Source organism: Streptomyces sp. NPDC058198 (assembly GCF_042882605.1).
Lineage (GTDB): Bacteria > Actinomycetota > Actinomycetes > Streptomycetales > Streptomycetaceae > Streptomyces.
Genome location: NZ_JBHVVP010000007.1, coordinates 107147 through 124493, shown reverse-complemented (window position 1 = coordinate 124493; position 17347 = coordinate 107147). Strand labels below are relative to the sequence as shown.

General features: G+C 73.6%; 1 protein-coding gene (only partly in view). It reads right to left on the bottom strand.

The window, feature by feature from the left end:
* A protein-coding gene (locus tag ACFVWW_RS23760; RefSeq protein WP_386879015.1) for a type I polyketide synthase crosses the window boundary here: on the bottom strand, positions 1-17347 show its 5' portion. Its footprint begins 11141 nt before the window's first position; 17347 of the gene's 28488 nt are visible here — the first part of the coding sequence; its start codon is at positions 17345-17347; the stop codon falls past the left edge of the window.

Sequence of the window (17347 nt, the reverse complement as noted above, 5' to 3'; positions counted from 1 at the left end):
TCAGGGCCGGGACCATCGCGGTGACGGTGTCGTCGTCCAGGTCCAGCGAGGCGGCCAGGGACCGTACGTCGTCCCGTTCCACCGCCGACCAGAACTCGGCGTCGAGCGCGTTCTCCGCCGACTGCGGTCCCGCCTGCTGCGCGGGGGCCTCGGGCCAGTACCGCTCGCGCTGGAAGGCGTATGTGGGCAGCTCGACCCGGCGGGCTCCGGTGTCGGCGAAGAAGACGGACCAGTCGACGTCCACGCCGTGCGCGTGCGCGCCGGCCAGTGCGGTGAGGACGGCCCGTACCTCGGGACGGTCGCCGCGCAGCAGCGGAAGGAGCGCGGAGCGCGACGCGTCGGCGAGGCTCTCGCGGGCCATGCCGCAGAGCACCCCGTCGGGGCCGAGTTCCAGGAACGTACGGACGCCGCCCCGCTCCGACAGCCAGCTCACCCCGTCGGCGAAGCGGACCGCACGGCGGACGTGCTGGACCCAGTACTCCGGGGAGCACACCTGGTCGTCGGTGGCGAGTTCACCGGTCACGTTGGAGACGAAGGGAATCACCGGCGGGTGGTACGTGATGCCGCTCGCGACCCGGCCGAAGTCGTCGAGCATGGCGTCCATGAGCGGCGAGTGGAAGGCATGGCTCACCCGCAGTTGCTTGGTCTTGCGTCCCTCGGCCCCGAGGCGGGCGGCGAGGTCGAGGACGGCGGCCTCGGCTCCGGCGACGACCACCGAGGCGGGGCCGTTGACGGCGGCGATCGACACCTGGTCCTCGATTCCCGCCAGCAGCGGGAGGACCTCGTCCTCGGCGGCCTGGAGGGAGATCATCGCGCCGCCCGCGGGCAGTGCCTGCATCAGCCGGCCGCGTGCCGCCACCAGGGCGCACGCGTCCTCCAGGGAGAGCACACCCGCGACGTGCGCGGCGGCGAGCTCGCCAATGGAGTGCCCGGCCAGATAGTCGGGGGTGACGCCCCAGGACTCGGCCAGCCGGAACAGCGCGACCTCGACGGCGAACAGCGCGGGCTGTGCGTACTCGGTCCGGTCGAGCAGGGCGGCCTCGGTGGATCCCGCCTCGCAGAACATGATCTCGCGCAGCGGCCGGTCCAGCTCACCGTCGACCCGGGCCAGTACGGCGTCGAGCGCGTCGGCGAAGGCGGGGAACCGCTCGTACAGCTCGCGGCCCATGCCGGGACGCTGGCTGCCCTGTCCGCTGAACAGGAACGCGGTACGGCCGCGGCCCGTGCTGCCCTGGACCACACCGGGGCCCGGCAGTCCGTCGCGCAGGGCCAGCAGACCGCGCAGCAGTTCGTCGCGCTCCTCCGCCACGACGGCCGCCCGCCGGTCCAGGCTCGAACGGGAGGTGGCCAGCGAGAAGGCGAGGTCGGTGAGGTGCGCGTCGGGCCGCTCCTCCACCAGGGACAGCAGCCGGCCGGCCTGGGCGCGCAGCGCCGCCTCGCTCCGGGCGGAGACCAGCAGGGGCATGATGCCAGGACGGGGCTCCCGCTCGGGTGCCGGCCGCTCGGCGGGCTCCTCCGGGGGAGCCTGCTCCAGGATGGTGTGCACATTGGTGCCGCTGAGGCCGAACGAGGAGACGGCGCCGCGGCGGCGGCGGCCGGTCTCGGGCCACGTGGTCTGCTCGGTCAGCAGATCGATGGCGCCGGAGGACCAGTCCACGTGCGAGGACGGTGTGTCGATGTGCAGTGTCTTCGGCACGATGCCCTGCTGGAGGGCGTGGACCATCTTGATGACGCTGGCGACGCCGGAGGCCATCTGGGTGTGGCCGATGTTGGTCTTGACCGAGCCGAGCAGCAGCGGGTGCTCGGGATCCCGGTCCTGTCCGTACGTGGTCAGCAGGGCCTGCGCCTCGATGGGGTCGCCCAGCGCGGTGCCGGTGCCGTGGCCCTCGATGACATCGACCTCGCGGGACCGGAGTCCGGCGTTGGCCAGGGCCTGCCGGATCACCCGCTGCTGCGACGGGCCGTTCGGGGCGGTGAGTCCGTTGGACGCGCCGTCCTGGTTGACCGCGGAGCCGCGCACCACGGCCAGCACCTGGTGGCCGTTGCGCCGGGCCTCGGAGAGGCGCTCCAGCAGGACCAGGCCGACGCCCTCGGCGAGCGTCATGCCGTCGGCTGCCTCGGCGTAGGCCTTGCAGCGGCCGTCGACCGCGAGCGCCCGCTGCCGGCTGAAGCCGACGAAGGCGCTGGGGGTGGACATGATGCTGACGCCGCCCGCGAGCGCGAGGGAGCTCTCTCCGTTGCGCAGCGACTGGCAGGCCAGGTGGAGCGCGACGAGCGAGGACGAGCAGGCGGTGTCGAGGGTGACCGCGGGGCCCTCGAAGCCGAAGAGGTAGGACACCCGGCCCGACAGCACGCTGGAGAGCGTGCCGGTGATCATGTGGCCTTCGGACCCCTCGGCGGCGTTGGCCACGCCGGAGGTGTAGTCCTGGTAGCTGGCGCCGATGAAGGTGCCGGTCAGGCTGGAGCGCTGGGAGGCCGGGTCGATTCCGGCGTGTTCGAAGGCTTCCCAGGACGTTTCCAGCAGCAGGCGCTGCTGCGGGTCCATGGACACCGCTTCACGCGGCGAGATGCCGAAGAACCCGGGGTCGAAGTCGGCGACGTCGCGCAGGAATCCGCCTTGGACGGAGTAGGTCCTGCCGGACCGGTCGGGGTCCGGGTCGTACAGGCCCTCGGCGTCCCAGCCACGGTCGGCGGGGAAGCCGGAGATGGCGTCGGAGCCGTTCAGGACGAGCTTCCACAGCTCCTCCGACGAGGTGACCCCGCCGGGGTAGCGGCAGCTCATGCCGATGATGGCGATCGGGTCGTCGTCGGCGGCGGAGGCCGACGCGACGACGGCGGGGGCGCCGGTCGCGGGCTGCGCCCCGGCCAGCTCGGACCGCAGGAAGCCGGCCAGCGCGGCGGGGCTCGGATAGTCGAAGACCATGGTCGTCGGCAGCGTCAGCCCGGTGACGGACGCGAGGCGGTTGCGCAGCCCGACGGCGGTCAGCGAGTCGAAACCGACGTCACGGAAGGCGCGCTGGTCGGGCAGGGCGTCGGCGGACGTGAGCCCCAGAACGGCCATGGCCTCGGTACGGACCACCTCCAGCAGCAGCCGCTCCTGCTCGGCGGCGGACAGCGCGCGCAGCCGCGCCACGAACTCGCCCTCCACGACGGTGCCGGTGGTCTGCTCGGCGGCCTCGGTGAGCCTGCGGACCTCGGGGACCTCGGAGAAGAGGGCCGTGGGACGGCTCGACGTGAAGACGGGGTAGTACGTGTCCCAGTCGACGTCGGCGACCGCGATGACGGTCTCGTCGTCGTCCAGGGCCCGCTTCAGTCCGCTCAGCGCCAGCTGCGGGTCCATGAACTCCAGGCCGCTGCGGCGGATCAGCTGCGGGTCGACGCGGCCGATCTTGAGGTCGTCGGACCAGATGCCCCAGGAGAGCGACATGGCGCGCAGCCCGCGGGCCCTGCGGTGGGCGGCGAGCGCGGCGAGGTAGGCGTTGCCCGCCACATACGCGGCGTGCGCGCCACTGCCCCACATGCCGGCCGTGGACGAGTAGAGGATGAAGTCGTCGAGGTCGTCGTTGTCGAGCAGTTCGTCCAGGACCTGGGCGCCGACCACCTTCGCGTGCATGACGCGGGAGAAGGCGTCCATGCCGGTCTCGGCCAGCGAGTACAGCTCGATGAGCGCGGCGGTGTGCACGACGGTCCGTACGGTCCGTCCCTCGGCCTTGAGCTCCGCCAGGAGCGCGGCCACGGCCTCGCGGTCGGTGACGTCGCAGGCGGCGATGGTGGCTTCGGTGCCCAGCTCGGCCAGTTCGGCGACGAGTTCGGCGGAGCCAGGAGCGTCCATGCCCCGACGGCTCGTCAGCACCAGGTGCTCGGCGCCCTGTCCGGCCAGCCAGCGGGCGAGATGCGGGGCGAGGGTGCCCGAGCCGCCGGTGACGAGGGTGGTGCCGCGCGGCGTCCAGTCCCGGGAGGGGCCCTGCCGGCCGGCCGCGGCGCGGACGATACGGCGGGTGAAGACGCCGGAGGACCGGATGGCGAGCTGGTCCTCCTCGCCCAGTGCGCCCGCCAGGGCGGACACCAGACGCTGAGCCGCCCGCTGGTCAAGCGTCTGCGGCAGATCGATGACCCCGCCCCAGCGCTGCGGATGCTCCAGCGCCGTCGTCCACCCCACCCCGGCCACCTGAGCCTGGACGGGGGACGTGACCTCGTCGGAACGGCCCGTGGAGACCGCGCCCTGGGTGAGGAACCACAGCGGGGCGCCGGTCTCGGTATCGCCCAGGGCCTGCACCAGCGAGACCGTCAGCGCGAGCCCGAGGGAGAGGCCGGGATACTGCTCGCCCGGCTCCTCGGCCCCGGCGAGCACGGACACGATTCCGGCGACCTCGCCGGTCCCGGCCAGCCGCTCCGCCAGGACCGTACGGTCGACACACGACTCGTCCAGCACCAGACGCCGGACCTCGGCGCCGTGGCCGCTCAGTGCGTCGACGACCTCGGCGTCGTCGATTCCCTCGGCGGACACCACCAGCCAGGCGCCCGAGAGCGACTTCTGCGGAACGGTGCTCACCGGGGACCAGGACACGCGGTAGCGCCAGGAATCGACCGTCGACCGGTCCCGGCGCGACCTGCGCCAGGACGACAGCGCCGGCAGCACGGCGGCCACCGAACCCTCGTCCGTACGCAGCGTCGAGGACAGCGCGGAGAGATCCTCCTGCTCCACCGCCGCCCAGAACTCGGCGTCGGCGGGGTCGGCGGCGACGGCGTTCTCGGGCGCGGGCGGTATGGCCCACAGCTGTTCGTGCTGGAACGCGTAGGTGGGCAGGTCCACCCGCCGGGCATCCGTGCCCGCGAAAACGCCCGCCCAGTCGACGTCGACGCCACGGACGAAGACCTCGGCGGCCGAGAGCAGGAACCGCGACACGCCGCCCGTGTCCCGGCGCAACGTGCCGGTCGCGACGCCCGGTTCACCGGTCTCGTCGATCATGTCCTGCACCGACATGGTGAGCACCGGGTGCGAGCTGACCTCGATGAAGGCGCGGTGTCCCGCGTCCAGCAGGTCGCGTACCGCGTCGGCGAACAGCACCCGCTGCCGCAGGTTGCGGAACCAGTACCCGGCGTCCATCCCGTCGGTGTCCAGCCACGCGCCCGTCATCGTCGAGAAGAACGGGACTTCGGAGACCTGAGGGCGTACCGGCCCCAGCACGTCGAGCAGTTCGTCGCGCAGGTCCTCGACCTGGGCGGAGTGCGAGGCGTAGTCCACCGCGATCCGGCGGACCCGGATGTCCTCGGCCGTCAGCTCGGCGGACAGCTCGTCCAGGGCCTCCGGCTCACCCGAGACGACGACCGAGCGCGGGCCGTTGACCGCGGCGACGGACACCCGGCCCGACCACGCCTCCAGCCGGCTCTCGACGTCGGCCACGGGCAGCGCCACGGACATCATTCCGCCGTGTCCGGCGAGCCGCCGGCCGATCGCCTGGCTGCGCAGCGCCACCACCCGCGCGCCGTCCTGCAAGGACAGCGCACCGGAGACGACAGCGGCCGCGATCTCGCCCTGGGAATGGCCGACGACGGCCGCGGGCTCGACGCCGCGCGAGCGCCACAGCGCGGCCAGCGACACCATCACCGAGAAGGACGCGGGCTGGACCACATCCACCCGCTCCAGGGACGGCGCGCCCTCGACACCCCGCAGCACATCCACCAACGACCAGTCGGTGAACTCGCCCAGCGCCGCCGCACATTCACTGATCCGCTCGGCGAAGACCGGCGACTCGTCCAGCAGACGAGCCCCCATCCCCACCCACTGCGAACCCTGACCCGGGAAGACGAACACCGTCTTCCCCTCCACATCGGCCACACCCCGGGCCACCACGGACGACGGTCCGTCGTGCTCGATCGCGCGCAGGGCCGTCAGCGGGTCCGCGTCCTCGGCGGGGACCACCACGGCCCGGTGCTCGAAGACGGAGCGGGACGAGACGAGTGAGAAGCCCACATCGAGCGGCCTCGACGCGGATCCCGCGGTCTCCACGTACGACAGCAGGCGTGCCCCCTGCTCCCGTACGGCGGACCCGGTACGGCCCGACACCACCCACGGCACCACGCCGCCCGCGACGGGCACCGGCTCGACCGTGGACCCGGTCTCCTCGGTCTCTTCCTCGACGGGCGCCTGCTCCAGCAGCGTGTGGGCGTTGGTGCCGCTGATCCCGAACGACGACACCGCCGCACGGCGCGGCCGGCCCGTCTCGGGCCATGCGACCGCCTCGGACAGCAGACGTACCGCGCCCGAGGACCAGTCCACGTGCGACGAGGGAGTCTCCGCGTGCAGCGTCCGCGGCAGCACGCCGTTGCGCAGCGCCATCACCATCTTGATGACGCTCGCGACTCCGGCGGCGGACTGGGTGTGCCCGATGTTGGACTTGACCGAACCGAGCAGCAGGGAGCGCTCCGGGTCGCGGTCCCTGCCATAGGTGGCCAGCAGCGCCTGCGCCTCGATCGGGTCGCCGAGGGGCGTACCGGTGCCGTGGGCCTCCAGGGCGTCGATGTCCCCCGGGGAGAGGCGGGCGTTGGCCAGGGCCTGTCGCATCACCCGCTGCTGCGAGGGACCGTTGGGCGCGGTGAGTCCGTTGGACGCGCCGTCCTGGTTGATCGCCGAGCCACGGATCACCGCGAGGACCGGATGACCGTTGCGCCGGGCGTCGGAGAGCCGCTCGACCAGCAGGATGCCGACGCCCTCGGCGAGCGTCATGCCGTCCGCGTCGTCGGAGAACGCCTTGCAGCGGCCGTCCTGGGCGAGCGCCCGCTGCCGGCTGAACGCGACGAAGGGGGCGGGCGTGGTCATGATCGTGGCGCCGCCCGCGACGGCGAGCGTGGACTCGCCGTTGCGCAGGGACTGGCAGGCGAGGTGCAGGGCGACGAGAGAGGAGGAGCACGCGGTGTCGACGGTGACCGCGGGGCCCTCGAGACCGAATACGTACGAGATCCGCCCGGAGAGCACGCTCGGGCTGCTGCCGGTGACCATGTGGCCCTCGGCGCCGTCGCCGGCGCCCATGCCGTAGTCCTGGTAGCTGGATCCGATGAAGGTGCCGGTGAGGCTGCCCCGTGCCGCGCCGGGGGTGATGCCCGCGCGTTCGAAGGACTCCCAGGTGGTCTCCAGCAGCAGCCGCTGCTGGGGGTCCATCACCAGTGCCTCGCGCGGGGAGATGCCGAAGAACGTCGGGTCGAACTCGTCGGCCTCGTGCAGGAATCCGCCCTGCGTCGAGTAGGTCCTGCCCTGCCGGTCCGGGTCCGGGTCGAAGAGTCCCTGGGCGTCCCAGCCTCGGTTGACGGGAAATTCCGTCACGGCGTCCGCGCCGTTGGTGACGAGGTCCCACAGCTGCTCGGGCGAGCCGGCTCCGCCGGGGAAGCGGCAGCTCATGCCGATGATGGCGATCGGCTCGTCGTCGGCCGCCAGGGTGGCGACCGGTCCTGCCACCTCCAGCACGGCGCCCAGGATCTCCGAGCGCAGATACCGCGCCAGCTCCAGCGGGGTCGGATAGTCGAAGACCATCGTGCTCGGCAGGGTCAGGCCGGTCACGGTGGACAGCCGCTTGCGCAGCTCGACCGCGGTCAGCGAGTCGAAGCCGATGTCGCGGAAGGCACGCCCCTCCGGTACGCCGTCGGCGGAGCTGTGGCCCAGCACGGCTGCCGCCTCGTCGCGGACGAGGTCGGCGAGCAGCCGGTCCTGCTCGGGCTCGGCCAGGGCGCGCACGCGCGTGACGAACTCGGAGGCGTCACCGGCCGTGTCCTGCTCGGCGCCGCTCGTCAGCGCCTGTACCTCGGGCAGGCCGGCGAGCAGCGCGCTGGGCCGTCCCGAGGTGAAGACCGGCGCGTAGCAGTCCCAGTCGACGTCGGCGACCGTGACGGTCACGTCCCGCCGTACGACCGCGCGGCGGAGTTCGGTCATCGCGGGACCGGGGTCCAGGAAGCCGAGGCCCTGTCGCTTCAGGCTTCCGGAGACCGTCTCGTCGACGGCCATGCCCGCTTCGGCCCACGGACCCCAGGCCACGGAGGTGGCAGTGAGTCCACGGGCGTGCCGGTGCTCGGCCAGGGCGTCCAGGTAGGCGTTGGCCGCGCCGTACGCGCTCTGGCCGCCGCTGCCCCAGACGCCGGCGATCGAGCCGAACAGGACGAAGAGGTCCAGTTCGCGGTCGCCGAGCAGGGCGTCGAGATGGGCCGCGCCCGCCAGCTTCGCCGAGGTCAGCTCGGCGAAGTCCGGGAGGCTGAGCTGCTCCAGCGGTCCGAAGTGGCCGACGCCCGCGGTGTGCACCACACCGGTCAGCGGCAGCTCGGACGGGATCCCGTCCAGTACGGCGGCGAGCGCGTCGCGGTCGGAGACATCGCAGGCGACGATCTCGACGCGGGCGCCCAGCTCCTCCAGCTCGGCGCGGAGTTCGGCCGCGCCGGGGGCGTCCGGGCCGCGGCGGCTGGTCAGGACCAGGTGCTGCGCGCCGGAGCGTGCCAGCCAGCGGCCCACCTCGGCGCCGAGGCCGCCGGTGCCACCGGTCACCAGCACGGTGCCCCGTGCGGTGAACTCGTGGGCGGCGGGCAGTGCGTCGACGGTGTGCCGGACGAGGCGGCGGCCGGAGACCCCGGAGGCGCGCAGCGCCACCTGGTCCTCGCCGTCGGGGGCGTCCTTAGTGGCGAGCACGCCCGCCAGCCGCTGTCCGGCCTGCTGGTCGAGCGTGGCCGGCAGGTCGATGAGACCGCCCCAGCTCTGGGGGTGTTCGAGGGCCGCGACCCGGCCGAGCCCCCAGGCCGCGGCCTGGACGGGCCGGGTGACCGGGTCTGCGGGTCCGGTCGACACGGCGCCCCGAGTGGCCGTCCACAGCCGTCCCCCGGACCCGGTGTCGCCCAGTGCCTGGACGAGCGCGACCGTCAGCGCGAGCCCGGTGGTGAGCGGCGCGTACGCGTCGCTCGGGCGCTCGTCCAGCGGGAGAACGGACAGCACGTTCGCCGTGCTGTCGAAGTCCTCGGTGCCTTCGAGCCGCGCCGCCAGCACGCCACGGTCGGCGCACGACGCGTCCAGGACCACACGGCGCACCCGCGCGCCGTGCGTGCTGAGCGCGCCCGCCAGATCGTCGCAGAGGGTGTCGTCGGTCTCCTCGCTGCTGACGAGCAGCCAGGTGCCGTCCAGCACCGGGGCGGCGGGCTTGCGCAGACCGGTCCATTCGACCCGGTAGCGCAGCGAGTCCAGCAGGGTCTTCTCCTGCTTGCCGCGGCGCCAGGAGGTCAGTGCGGGCAGCAGGGAGCCGAGGGAGGAGTGCTCCTGCTCGCCGAGTCCGAGGATCGTGGCCAGTTCGTCGGCGTCGCCGCGCTCCACGGCGGCCCACAGACGCTGGTCGGCGGGGTCGGCGGTCGCGGCGGCGGGGAGCGCGGGCAGCTGCGGCCAGTAGAACTCGTGCTGGAAGGCATAGGTGGGCAGGTCCACCCGGCGGGCGCCGCTGCCCGCGAAGTAGGCCGGCCAGTCCACGGCGACGCCGTGCACCTGGAGCCGGGCGAGCGCCGTGGTGACGGCCAGTTCCTCGGCGCGGCCGGCGCGCAGCAGCGGGACCAGTTCGGCGTCGTAGTCGTCGCCGAGGGTGTCCTGGGCCATCGCGGACAGCGGTCCGTCGGGGCCCAGTTCGAGGAAGGTGGTGACGCCCGCGTCGCGCAGCGTCCGTACGCAGTCGGCGAAGCGGACCGCTTCCCGCACCTGTGCGACCCAGTACTCCGCGGAGCGCACCTGCTCGTCCGTGACCTGCCGGCCGGTCAGGTTGGAGATCAGCGGGATGTCCGGCGCCGTGAAGGTCAGTCCTTCGGCGACCTCGCGGAACGCGTCGAGCATCGCGGCCATACGGGGCGAGTGGAAGGCATGGCTCACCCGCAGGCGCTTGGTCTTGCGTCCCTGGGAGCCGAACGAGGCGGCGAGGTCCAGGACCGCGTCCTCGTCCCCGGAGACGACGACCGACGTGGGGCCGTTGACGGCGGCGATCGACACCCGCTCGGACAGCAGGGGGACGACCTCGTCCTCGGTGGCCTGCACCGCGACCATCGCACCGCCGGCCGGCAGCGCCTGCATCAGCGTGGCGCGCGCCGCGACCAGGGCGCACGCGTCGGCCAGCGACAGCACGCCCGCGACATGGGCCGCCGCGATCTCACCGATCGAGTGGCCGGCCACGAAGTCGGGCTTGACGCCCCAGGTCCGTACGAGACGGAACAGCGCCACCTCGATGGCGAACAGCGCGGGCTGCGTCCAGCCGGTCTCGTCCAGCAGTGCGGCCTCGGCCGTGCCCTCGGCGGCGAACAGCACCTCGCGCAGCGGGCGGTCGAGCAGCGGGTCGAGCTCGGCGAACACCTCGTCGAGCGCCTCGGCGAACACCGGGAAGCGCTCGTACAGTTCACGGCCCATGGCGGGCCGCTGGCTGCCCTGGCCGGTGAAGAGCAGGGCGGTCCTGCCACGCCGTGCGGCCTCGCCCTCGATCACCCCGGCGTCGGTCCTGCCGGTGGCGAGCGCGCTGAGCGACCTCACCAGCGAGGTACGGTCCTGCGCCACCACGGCCGCGCGCCTGTCGAACTGCGAACGGGTGGTGGCCAGCGAGAACGCGCCGTCGACCAGGTCGAGTTCGGGCTGCGCCTGTACGTAGGACAGCAGCCGCGCCGCCTGGCCGCGCAGGGCGTCGCGGGTCCGGCCCGAGATCAGCCACGGTACGGCTCCGGCCTCGCGGGGCGAGGTGGTCCGCGCCTCGGCGCGGGTGGCCGGGGGCTGCTCGATGATGGTGTGGACGTTCGTACCGCTGATGCCGAACGAGGAGATACCGGCGCGCCGGGGGCGGTCGGTGTCCGGCCAGGCGGTCGGCTCGGTCAGCAGCTCGACCGCGCCCTCGGTCCAGTCCACATGGGAGGACGGGGCGTCGACATGCAGCGTCTGCGGGAGGGTGCCGTGCCGCATCGCCATCACCATCTTGATCACACCCGCGACGCCGGCGGCGGCCTGGGTGTGGCCGATGTTGGACTTCACGGAGCCGAGCAGCAGCGGCCGCTCCGGGTCACGGTCCCGGCCGTAGGTGGCCAGCAGCGCCTGGGCCTCGATCGGGTCGCCCAGGGTGGTGCCTGTGCCGTGCGCCTCCACGACATCGACCTCGTCCGCGGTGAGTCCGCCGCTGGCGAGCGCCTGCCGGATCACCCGCTGCTGCGAGGGACCGTTGGGGGCGGTCAGGCCGTTGGACGCGCCGTCCTGGTTGACCGCGGAGCCGCGCACCACGGCCAGGATCCGGTGGCCGTTGCGCACCGCGTCGGACTGCCGCTCCAGGACGAGCATGCCGACGCCCTCCGCCCAGCCGACACCGTCGGCCGACTCGGAGAACGCCTTGCAGCGGCCGTCGGGCGACAGACCGCGCTGCCGGGAGAAGTCCACGAACACCGAGGGCGTCGACATCACGGTGACGCCGCCGGCCAGGGCGAGCGAGCACTCGCCCGAGCGGAGGGCCTGGATGGCCCAGTGCATGGCGACCAGCGAGGACGAGCACGCGGTGTCGACGGTGACGGCCGGGCCTTCAAGGCCCATCGTGTACGACACCCGGCCCGAGGCCAGACTCGCCGAACTGCCGCCGCCCCGGAAACCCTCGAACTCGGGGCTCGCCAGCACGGCGCTGTAGTCGCTGTACATCACGCCGGCGAACACGCCGGTGGCGCTGCCCCGCAGGGACAGCGGGTCGACACCCGCCCGCTCGACCGCTTCCCAGGACGCTTCCAGCAGCAGGCGCTGCTGCGAGTCCGTGGCCAGCGCCTCGCGCGGGCTCATCCCGAAGAACGCCGGGTCGAACTCGCCCGCCTCGTGCAGGAATCCGCCCGAGCGGGTGTAGGCCGTACCGGCGTGGTCCGGGTCCGGGTGATACAGCGACTCGACATCCCAGCCACGGTTGACCGGGAATCCGGAGATCGCGTCAGCGCCCTCGGTCACCAGCCGCCACAGGTCTTCCGGTGAGGTCACCCCGCCGGGGTAGCGGCAGCTCATGCCGACGACCACGATCGGATCGTCGGCCACCGCCGCGGTCCGGGTGGCGGCGGGCGCCGCGGCGTCCGAGCCGAGCAGCTCGTCGAGGATGTACGTGGCGAGGTTCCGCACGGTCGGGTAGTCGAAGACGAGCGTGGCCGGCAGCCGCAGCCCGGTCACGGTGTTGAGCCGGTTCCGCAGCTCCACCGCCGTCAGCGAGTCGAAGCCCAGGTCCCGGAACGCGCGTTCCGCGTCGATGTCCGCACCACTGGCGTGGCCGAGTACGAGCGCGACCTGCGCGCGGACCAGGTCCAGCAGCATGTCGTGCCGGTCGGTCTCGTCGAGCCGGTTCAGCCGTTGTACGAGATCGCTCGCCGTCGCGGAGCCGGCGACCGCGGCCCGGCGGGAGCGGGTACGGATCAACGTCCGCAGCAGCGGCGGGACCTCGCCCTGGGCCCGCAGCACCGCCAGGTCCAGCCGCACCGGCGCCACCGCCGCCTCACCGGTGGCCAGCGCGGCGTCGAACAGCGCGACACCCTGCTCCACCGACAGCGGCGGCATGCCCGCGCGGGCCATCCGCTCCATGTCCGCGTCGGTCACACCGCCGGTCATTCCGCCGGTACGGTCCCACGGACCCCAGGCCAGGGAGGAGCCGGGCAGGCCCTCGGCCCGCCGGCGCTCCACGAGCGCGTCCAGGAAGGCGTTGCCCGCCGCGTAGTTGCCCTGGCCCGCGCTGCCGAACACGCCGGCCACGGAGGAGAACACCACGAACGCGGACAGGTCGAGATCACGGGTCAGCTCGTGCAGGTTCCAGGCCGCGTCGGCCTTCGGCCGCAGGACCGTGTCGAGCCGCTCCGGAGTCAGTGAACCGATGACGCCGTCGTCCAGCACCCCCGCCGTGTGCACCACGGCGGAGACCGGGTGCGCGGCCAGCAGGCCCGCCAGCGCGTCGCGGTCGGCGACATCGCATGCCTCGACCGCGACCTCGGCGCCGTGCAGCTCCAGCTCGGCCACCAGCTCCTCGGCGCCCTCGGCGGCCCGTCCCCGCCGGCTGACCAGCAGCAGCCGCCGTACGCCGTGCTCCGCCACCAGGTGCCGTGCCAGCACCGCGCCCAGACCACCCGTACCACCGGTGATCAGGACACTGCCGCCGGCGCCCCAGACCGGGCCCACGCCCGCGCCGCCGGCCGTCCGCCGGCGCACCAGGCGTCCGGCCCGTACCTCACCGCCGCGGACCACCAACTGCGGCTCGGCCACGCCCAGAGCCCGCGGCGGCAGGGCGGCCGGCGCTTCGGGGTCCAGATCGACCAGGCCGAACCGGCCGGGGTGCTCCGCCTGCGCGGAGCGGATCAGGCCCCACACCGAGGCCGCGGCCACGTCACGGCCGCCGACGGCACCCCGCGTCACGAACACCAGCCGCGCGTCGGCGAACCGCTCGTCCGCCAGCCACGCCTGGGCCGACGCCAGCGCGTCCGCCACCAGCGCGTGGGCGGACCGCGCCGCGCCGTCGCCGGACTCACCGGCGAGCGCCGTCAGTACGACATCCGGGACCGGGGACTCCGCCGCCGCCAGCGACAGCAGATCCGGGTAGGTCACGGCGGTGCTCACCGGCGCCAGGTCCTCGGCGAGTCCGAACACGTCGGGGCCGACCAGGGCCACCGGCCCGGGGGCCGCCGTCCCGGTCCGCACCGGCGTCCAGTCGAGGCCGAACAGCGCGTCCCTGCCGACCAGGGCGACGGTGCCGAACTGCTGGGCCGCGACGGGGCGCAGCACCAGCGAGTCGATGGAGGCGACCGGCTCGCCCGAGGCGTCGGCCACGGTGAGGGACACCGCGTCCTCGGCGGCCGGGGACAGCCGTACGCGCAGCGCGGAGGCGCCGGTCGCGTGCAGCGACACACCCTCCCAGGAGAAGGGCAGTCCGCCGTGGCTCTCCGCACCGAGCTCGACGAAGGAGGCGGCGTGCAGCGCCGCGTCCAGCAGCGCGGGGTGGAGTCCGAACGCGTCCGCGTCGGCCTCGCCGCCCTCGGGCAGCACGACCTCGGCGTACACCTCGTCGTCCCGGCGCCAGACGGCCCGCAGGCCCTGGAACACCGGGCCGTACCCGAAACCGTCCTCGGCCAGCCGGCGGTAGAGACCGTCGATGCCCACCGGTTCCGCGCCGGCCGGGGGCCACACGGCGGTGTCGAGGACCGAGCGCTGCTCGCCGAGGGCGAGCACGCCGGTGGCGTGCCGGGTCCACGCGTTCTCGTCGCTTCCCTCGGGGCGGGAGTAGACGTTCACGGTGCGGCGGCCGGAGTCGTCGGGGTTGCCGATCCACAGCTGGACCTGGATGCCGCCCTGCTCCGGGAGGATCAGCGGCGCCGCCAGGGTCAGTTCCTCGACCCGGTCGCAGCCGACCTCGTCACCGGCGCGGACGGCCAGTTCGAGGAAGGCGGTGCCGGGGAGCAGCGTGGTGCCGCGTACGGCGTGGTCGGCCAGCCACGGGTGGGACTGGAGCGAGAGCCTGCCGGTGAGCAGGGCGCCTTCGGAGTCGGCCAGGGAGACGGCGGCGGAGAGGAGCGGGTGGTGGGCGGCGCCCAGTCCGGCGGCCCGCAGGTCCGCGGTGTGTCCCTGGGTGCCCTTGGGCCAGTACCTGCGGCGCTGGAAGGCGTAGGTCGGCAGGTCGGCGCGGCGGGCGCCGGTGCCCGCGAAGTAGTCGTCCCAGCGGACGGTGACGCCCCGGACGTGCAGACCGGCCAGGGCCGTGGTGATCGTGTGGGTCTCCGGGCGGCCGGCCCGGAGTACGGGGAGCGCGGCGGCGCCGTCGGCGCCCGCCGCGTCGACGCCGTCCTGGGTCATGGCGGACAGGACGCCGTCGGGACCGAGTTCCAGGAAAGTGGTGACGCCGTGGCCGAGGAGCCAGTCGACGCCGTCCGCGTACCGGACGGCGCGGCGGACATGGTCCACCCAGTAGTCGGCGGAGGTCACCTGTCCTACCGTCGCGGGCTCACCGGTGACGTTGGAGACGAACGGCATCAGCGGGGCCTGGAGGGACAGTCCCGCGACCACGGCGCGGAACTCGTCGAGCATCGGCTCCATGAGCGGCGAGTGGAAGGCGTGCGAGACCCGCAGCCGCTTGGTCTTGCGCCCGTCGGCCTCCAGCCGGGCGGCGATCTCGCCGACCGTGTGCTCGTCGCCGGCGAGGACGACGGCCGTCGGACCGTTGACCGCGGCGAGGGACACCCGGTCCTCGTGGCCGGCCAGCAGCGGCGTGACCTCGTCCTCGGTGGCCTGTACGGCGACCATCGCGCCGCCGGCGGGCAGGGCCTGCATCAGCCGGCCCCGGGCGGCGACGAGCGCGGCGGCGTCGCCGAGGGAGAGCACCCCGGCCACATGGGCGGCGGCGATCTCACCGATCGAGTGACCGGTCAGGTAGTCGGGCTTGATGCCCCAGGACTCCACGAGGCGGAACAGCGCCACCTCGACGGCGAACAGCGCGGGCTGCGCGTACTCGGTACGGTCCAGCGTGTCGGCGTCCTCGCCCCACAGCACGTCGCGCAGCGGACGGTCCAGCCGCTGGTCCAGCTCGGCGAGCGCCGCGTCGAGAGCCTCGGCGAACACGGGGAAGCGGCCGTACAGTTCGCGGCCCATGCCGAGGCGCTGGGAGCCCTGGCCGGTGAAGAGGAACGCCAGCTTGCCGTCGCCCTGCGCGGCGCCCTGCGTGGAGCCCTGTACCAGGTCGGCCGCCGGCGCGTCCTCGGCGAGGGCGGTCAGTCCGGCGAGCGCGGCGTCGCGGTCGGCGGCCATGACCACGGCGCGGTGCTCGAAGCCTGCCCGGGTGGTGGCCAGCGAGAAGGCGGTGTCGAGGAGGGGAGTCGCGGCGTCGGCGTCCAGCGCGGACAGCAGACCGGCGGCCTGTGCCCGCAGCGCGTCAGGGGTCCGCCCGGACAGCAGCACGGGTACGACACCGGGCTCGACGCCGGGCTCGGCGTTCGCGCCGTCCGCCGCCTCGGGCGCCTCCGGCTCCGGGGCCTGCTCGACGATGGTGTGCGCGTTGGTGCCGCTGATGCCGAAGGAGGAGACGGCCGCCCGCCTGGGCGCTCCGGTCTCGGGCCACGCGGCGTTCTCGGTGAGGACCTTGACCGCGCCCTGTGTCCAGTCGACGTGCGAGGAGGGCTCGTCGGCCAGCAGCGTCCGCGGCAGCACGCCGTGCCGCATCGCCATGACCATCTTGATGACGCCGGCGACACCGGCCGCGGCCTGGGTGTGGCTGATGTTGGACTTGACCGAGCCGAGCAGCAGCGGGCGGCTCTCGTCGCGGTCGCGGCCGTAGGTCGCCAGCAGGGCCTGTGCCTCGACCGGGTCGCCGAGCGTGGTGCCGGTGCCGTGTGCTTCGACGACATCGATCTGGTCGGCGGAGAGCCGGGAGTTGATCAGGGCCTGCTGGATGACTTCCTGCTGGGACGGGCCGTTCGGCGCGGTGAGGCCGTTCGAGGCGCCGTCCTGGTTGACGGCGCTGCCGCGCACGACGGCGAGGATCTCGTGGCCGTTGCTTCGGGCGTCGGACAGCCGCTCCAGTACGAGGATGCCCACGCCCTCGGCCCAGCCGGTGCCGTCGGCGGAGTCGCCGAAGGAGCGGCAGCGGCCGTCGGCGGACAGTCCGCCCTGGCGGCTGAACTCGATGAACGTACCGGGGCTGGACATGACGGTGACGCCGCCGGCCAGCGCGAGGGTGCACTCCCCCGCGCGCAGTGCCTGGGCGGCGAGGTGCACGGCCACCAGGGACGACGAGCAGGCGGTGTCCACGGTCACGGCGGGGCCGACCGTGCCGAAGGAGTAGGAGATCCGCCCCGACAGGACGCTGCCCGTGTTGCCGGTGAGCTGGAATCCTTCCGCGCCGTCGGCGGGCCCGACCCGGTAGTCCTGGGCCATCGCGCCCATGAACACGCCGGTCTGGCTGCCCTTGACGGAGGTCGGGTCGATGCCCGCGCGCTCGAAGGCCTCCCAGGCGGATTCGAGCACGACGCGCTGCTGCGGATCCATCGCCACGGCCTCGCGCGGCGAGATGCCGAAGAAGTCGGCGTCGAAGTCGGGCGCCTCGTGCAGGAAGCCGCCGGAGGTGGTGCTGGACGAGGCGAGCGCCTCGGCGTCCCAGCCGCGGTCGGTGGGGAACTCGGAGATGCCGTTCTCGCCGGCCTCGACCATCCGCCACAGGTCTTCGGGGCTGCTTACTCCCCCGGGATAGCGGCAGGTCATACCGACAATGGCGATCGGCTCCTGAGCCGATGTCTCGAGTTCACTCACCCGCTGCCGCGTCCGTCGGAGATCGGCGGTCGCAAGCTTGAGGTAGTCCCGGAGCTTCTGTTCGTTGTCCAT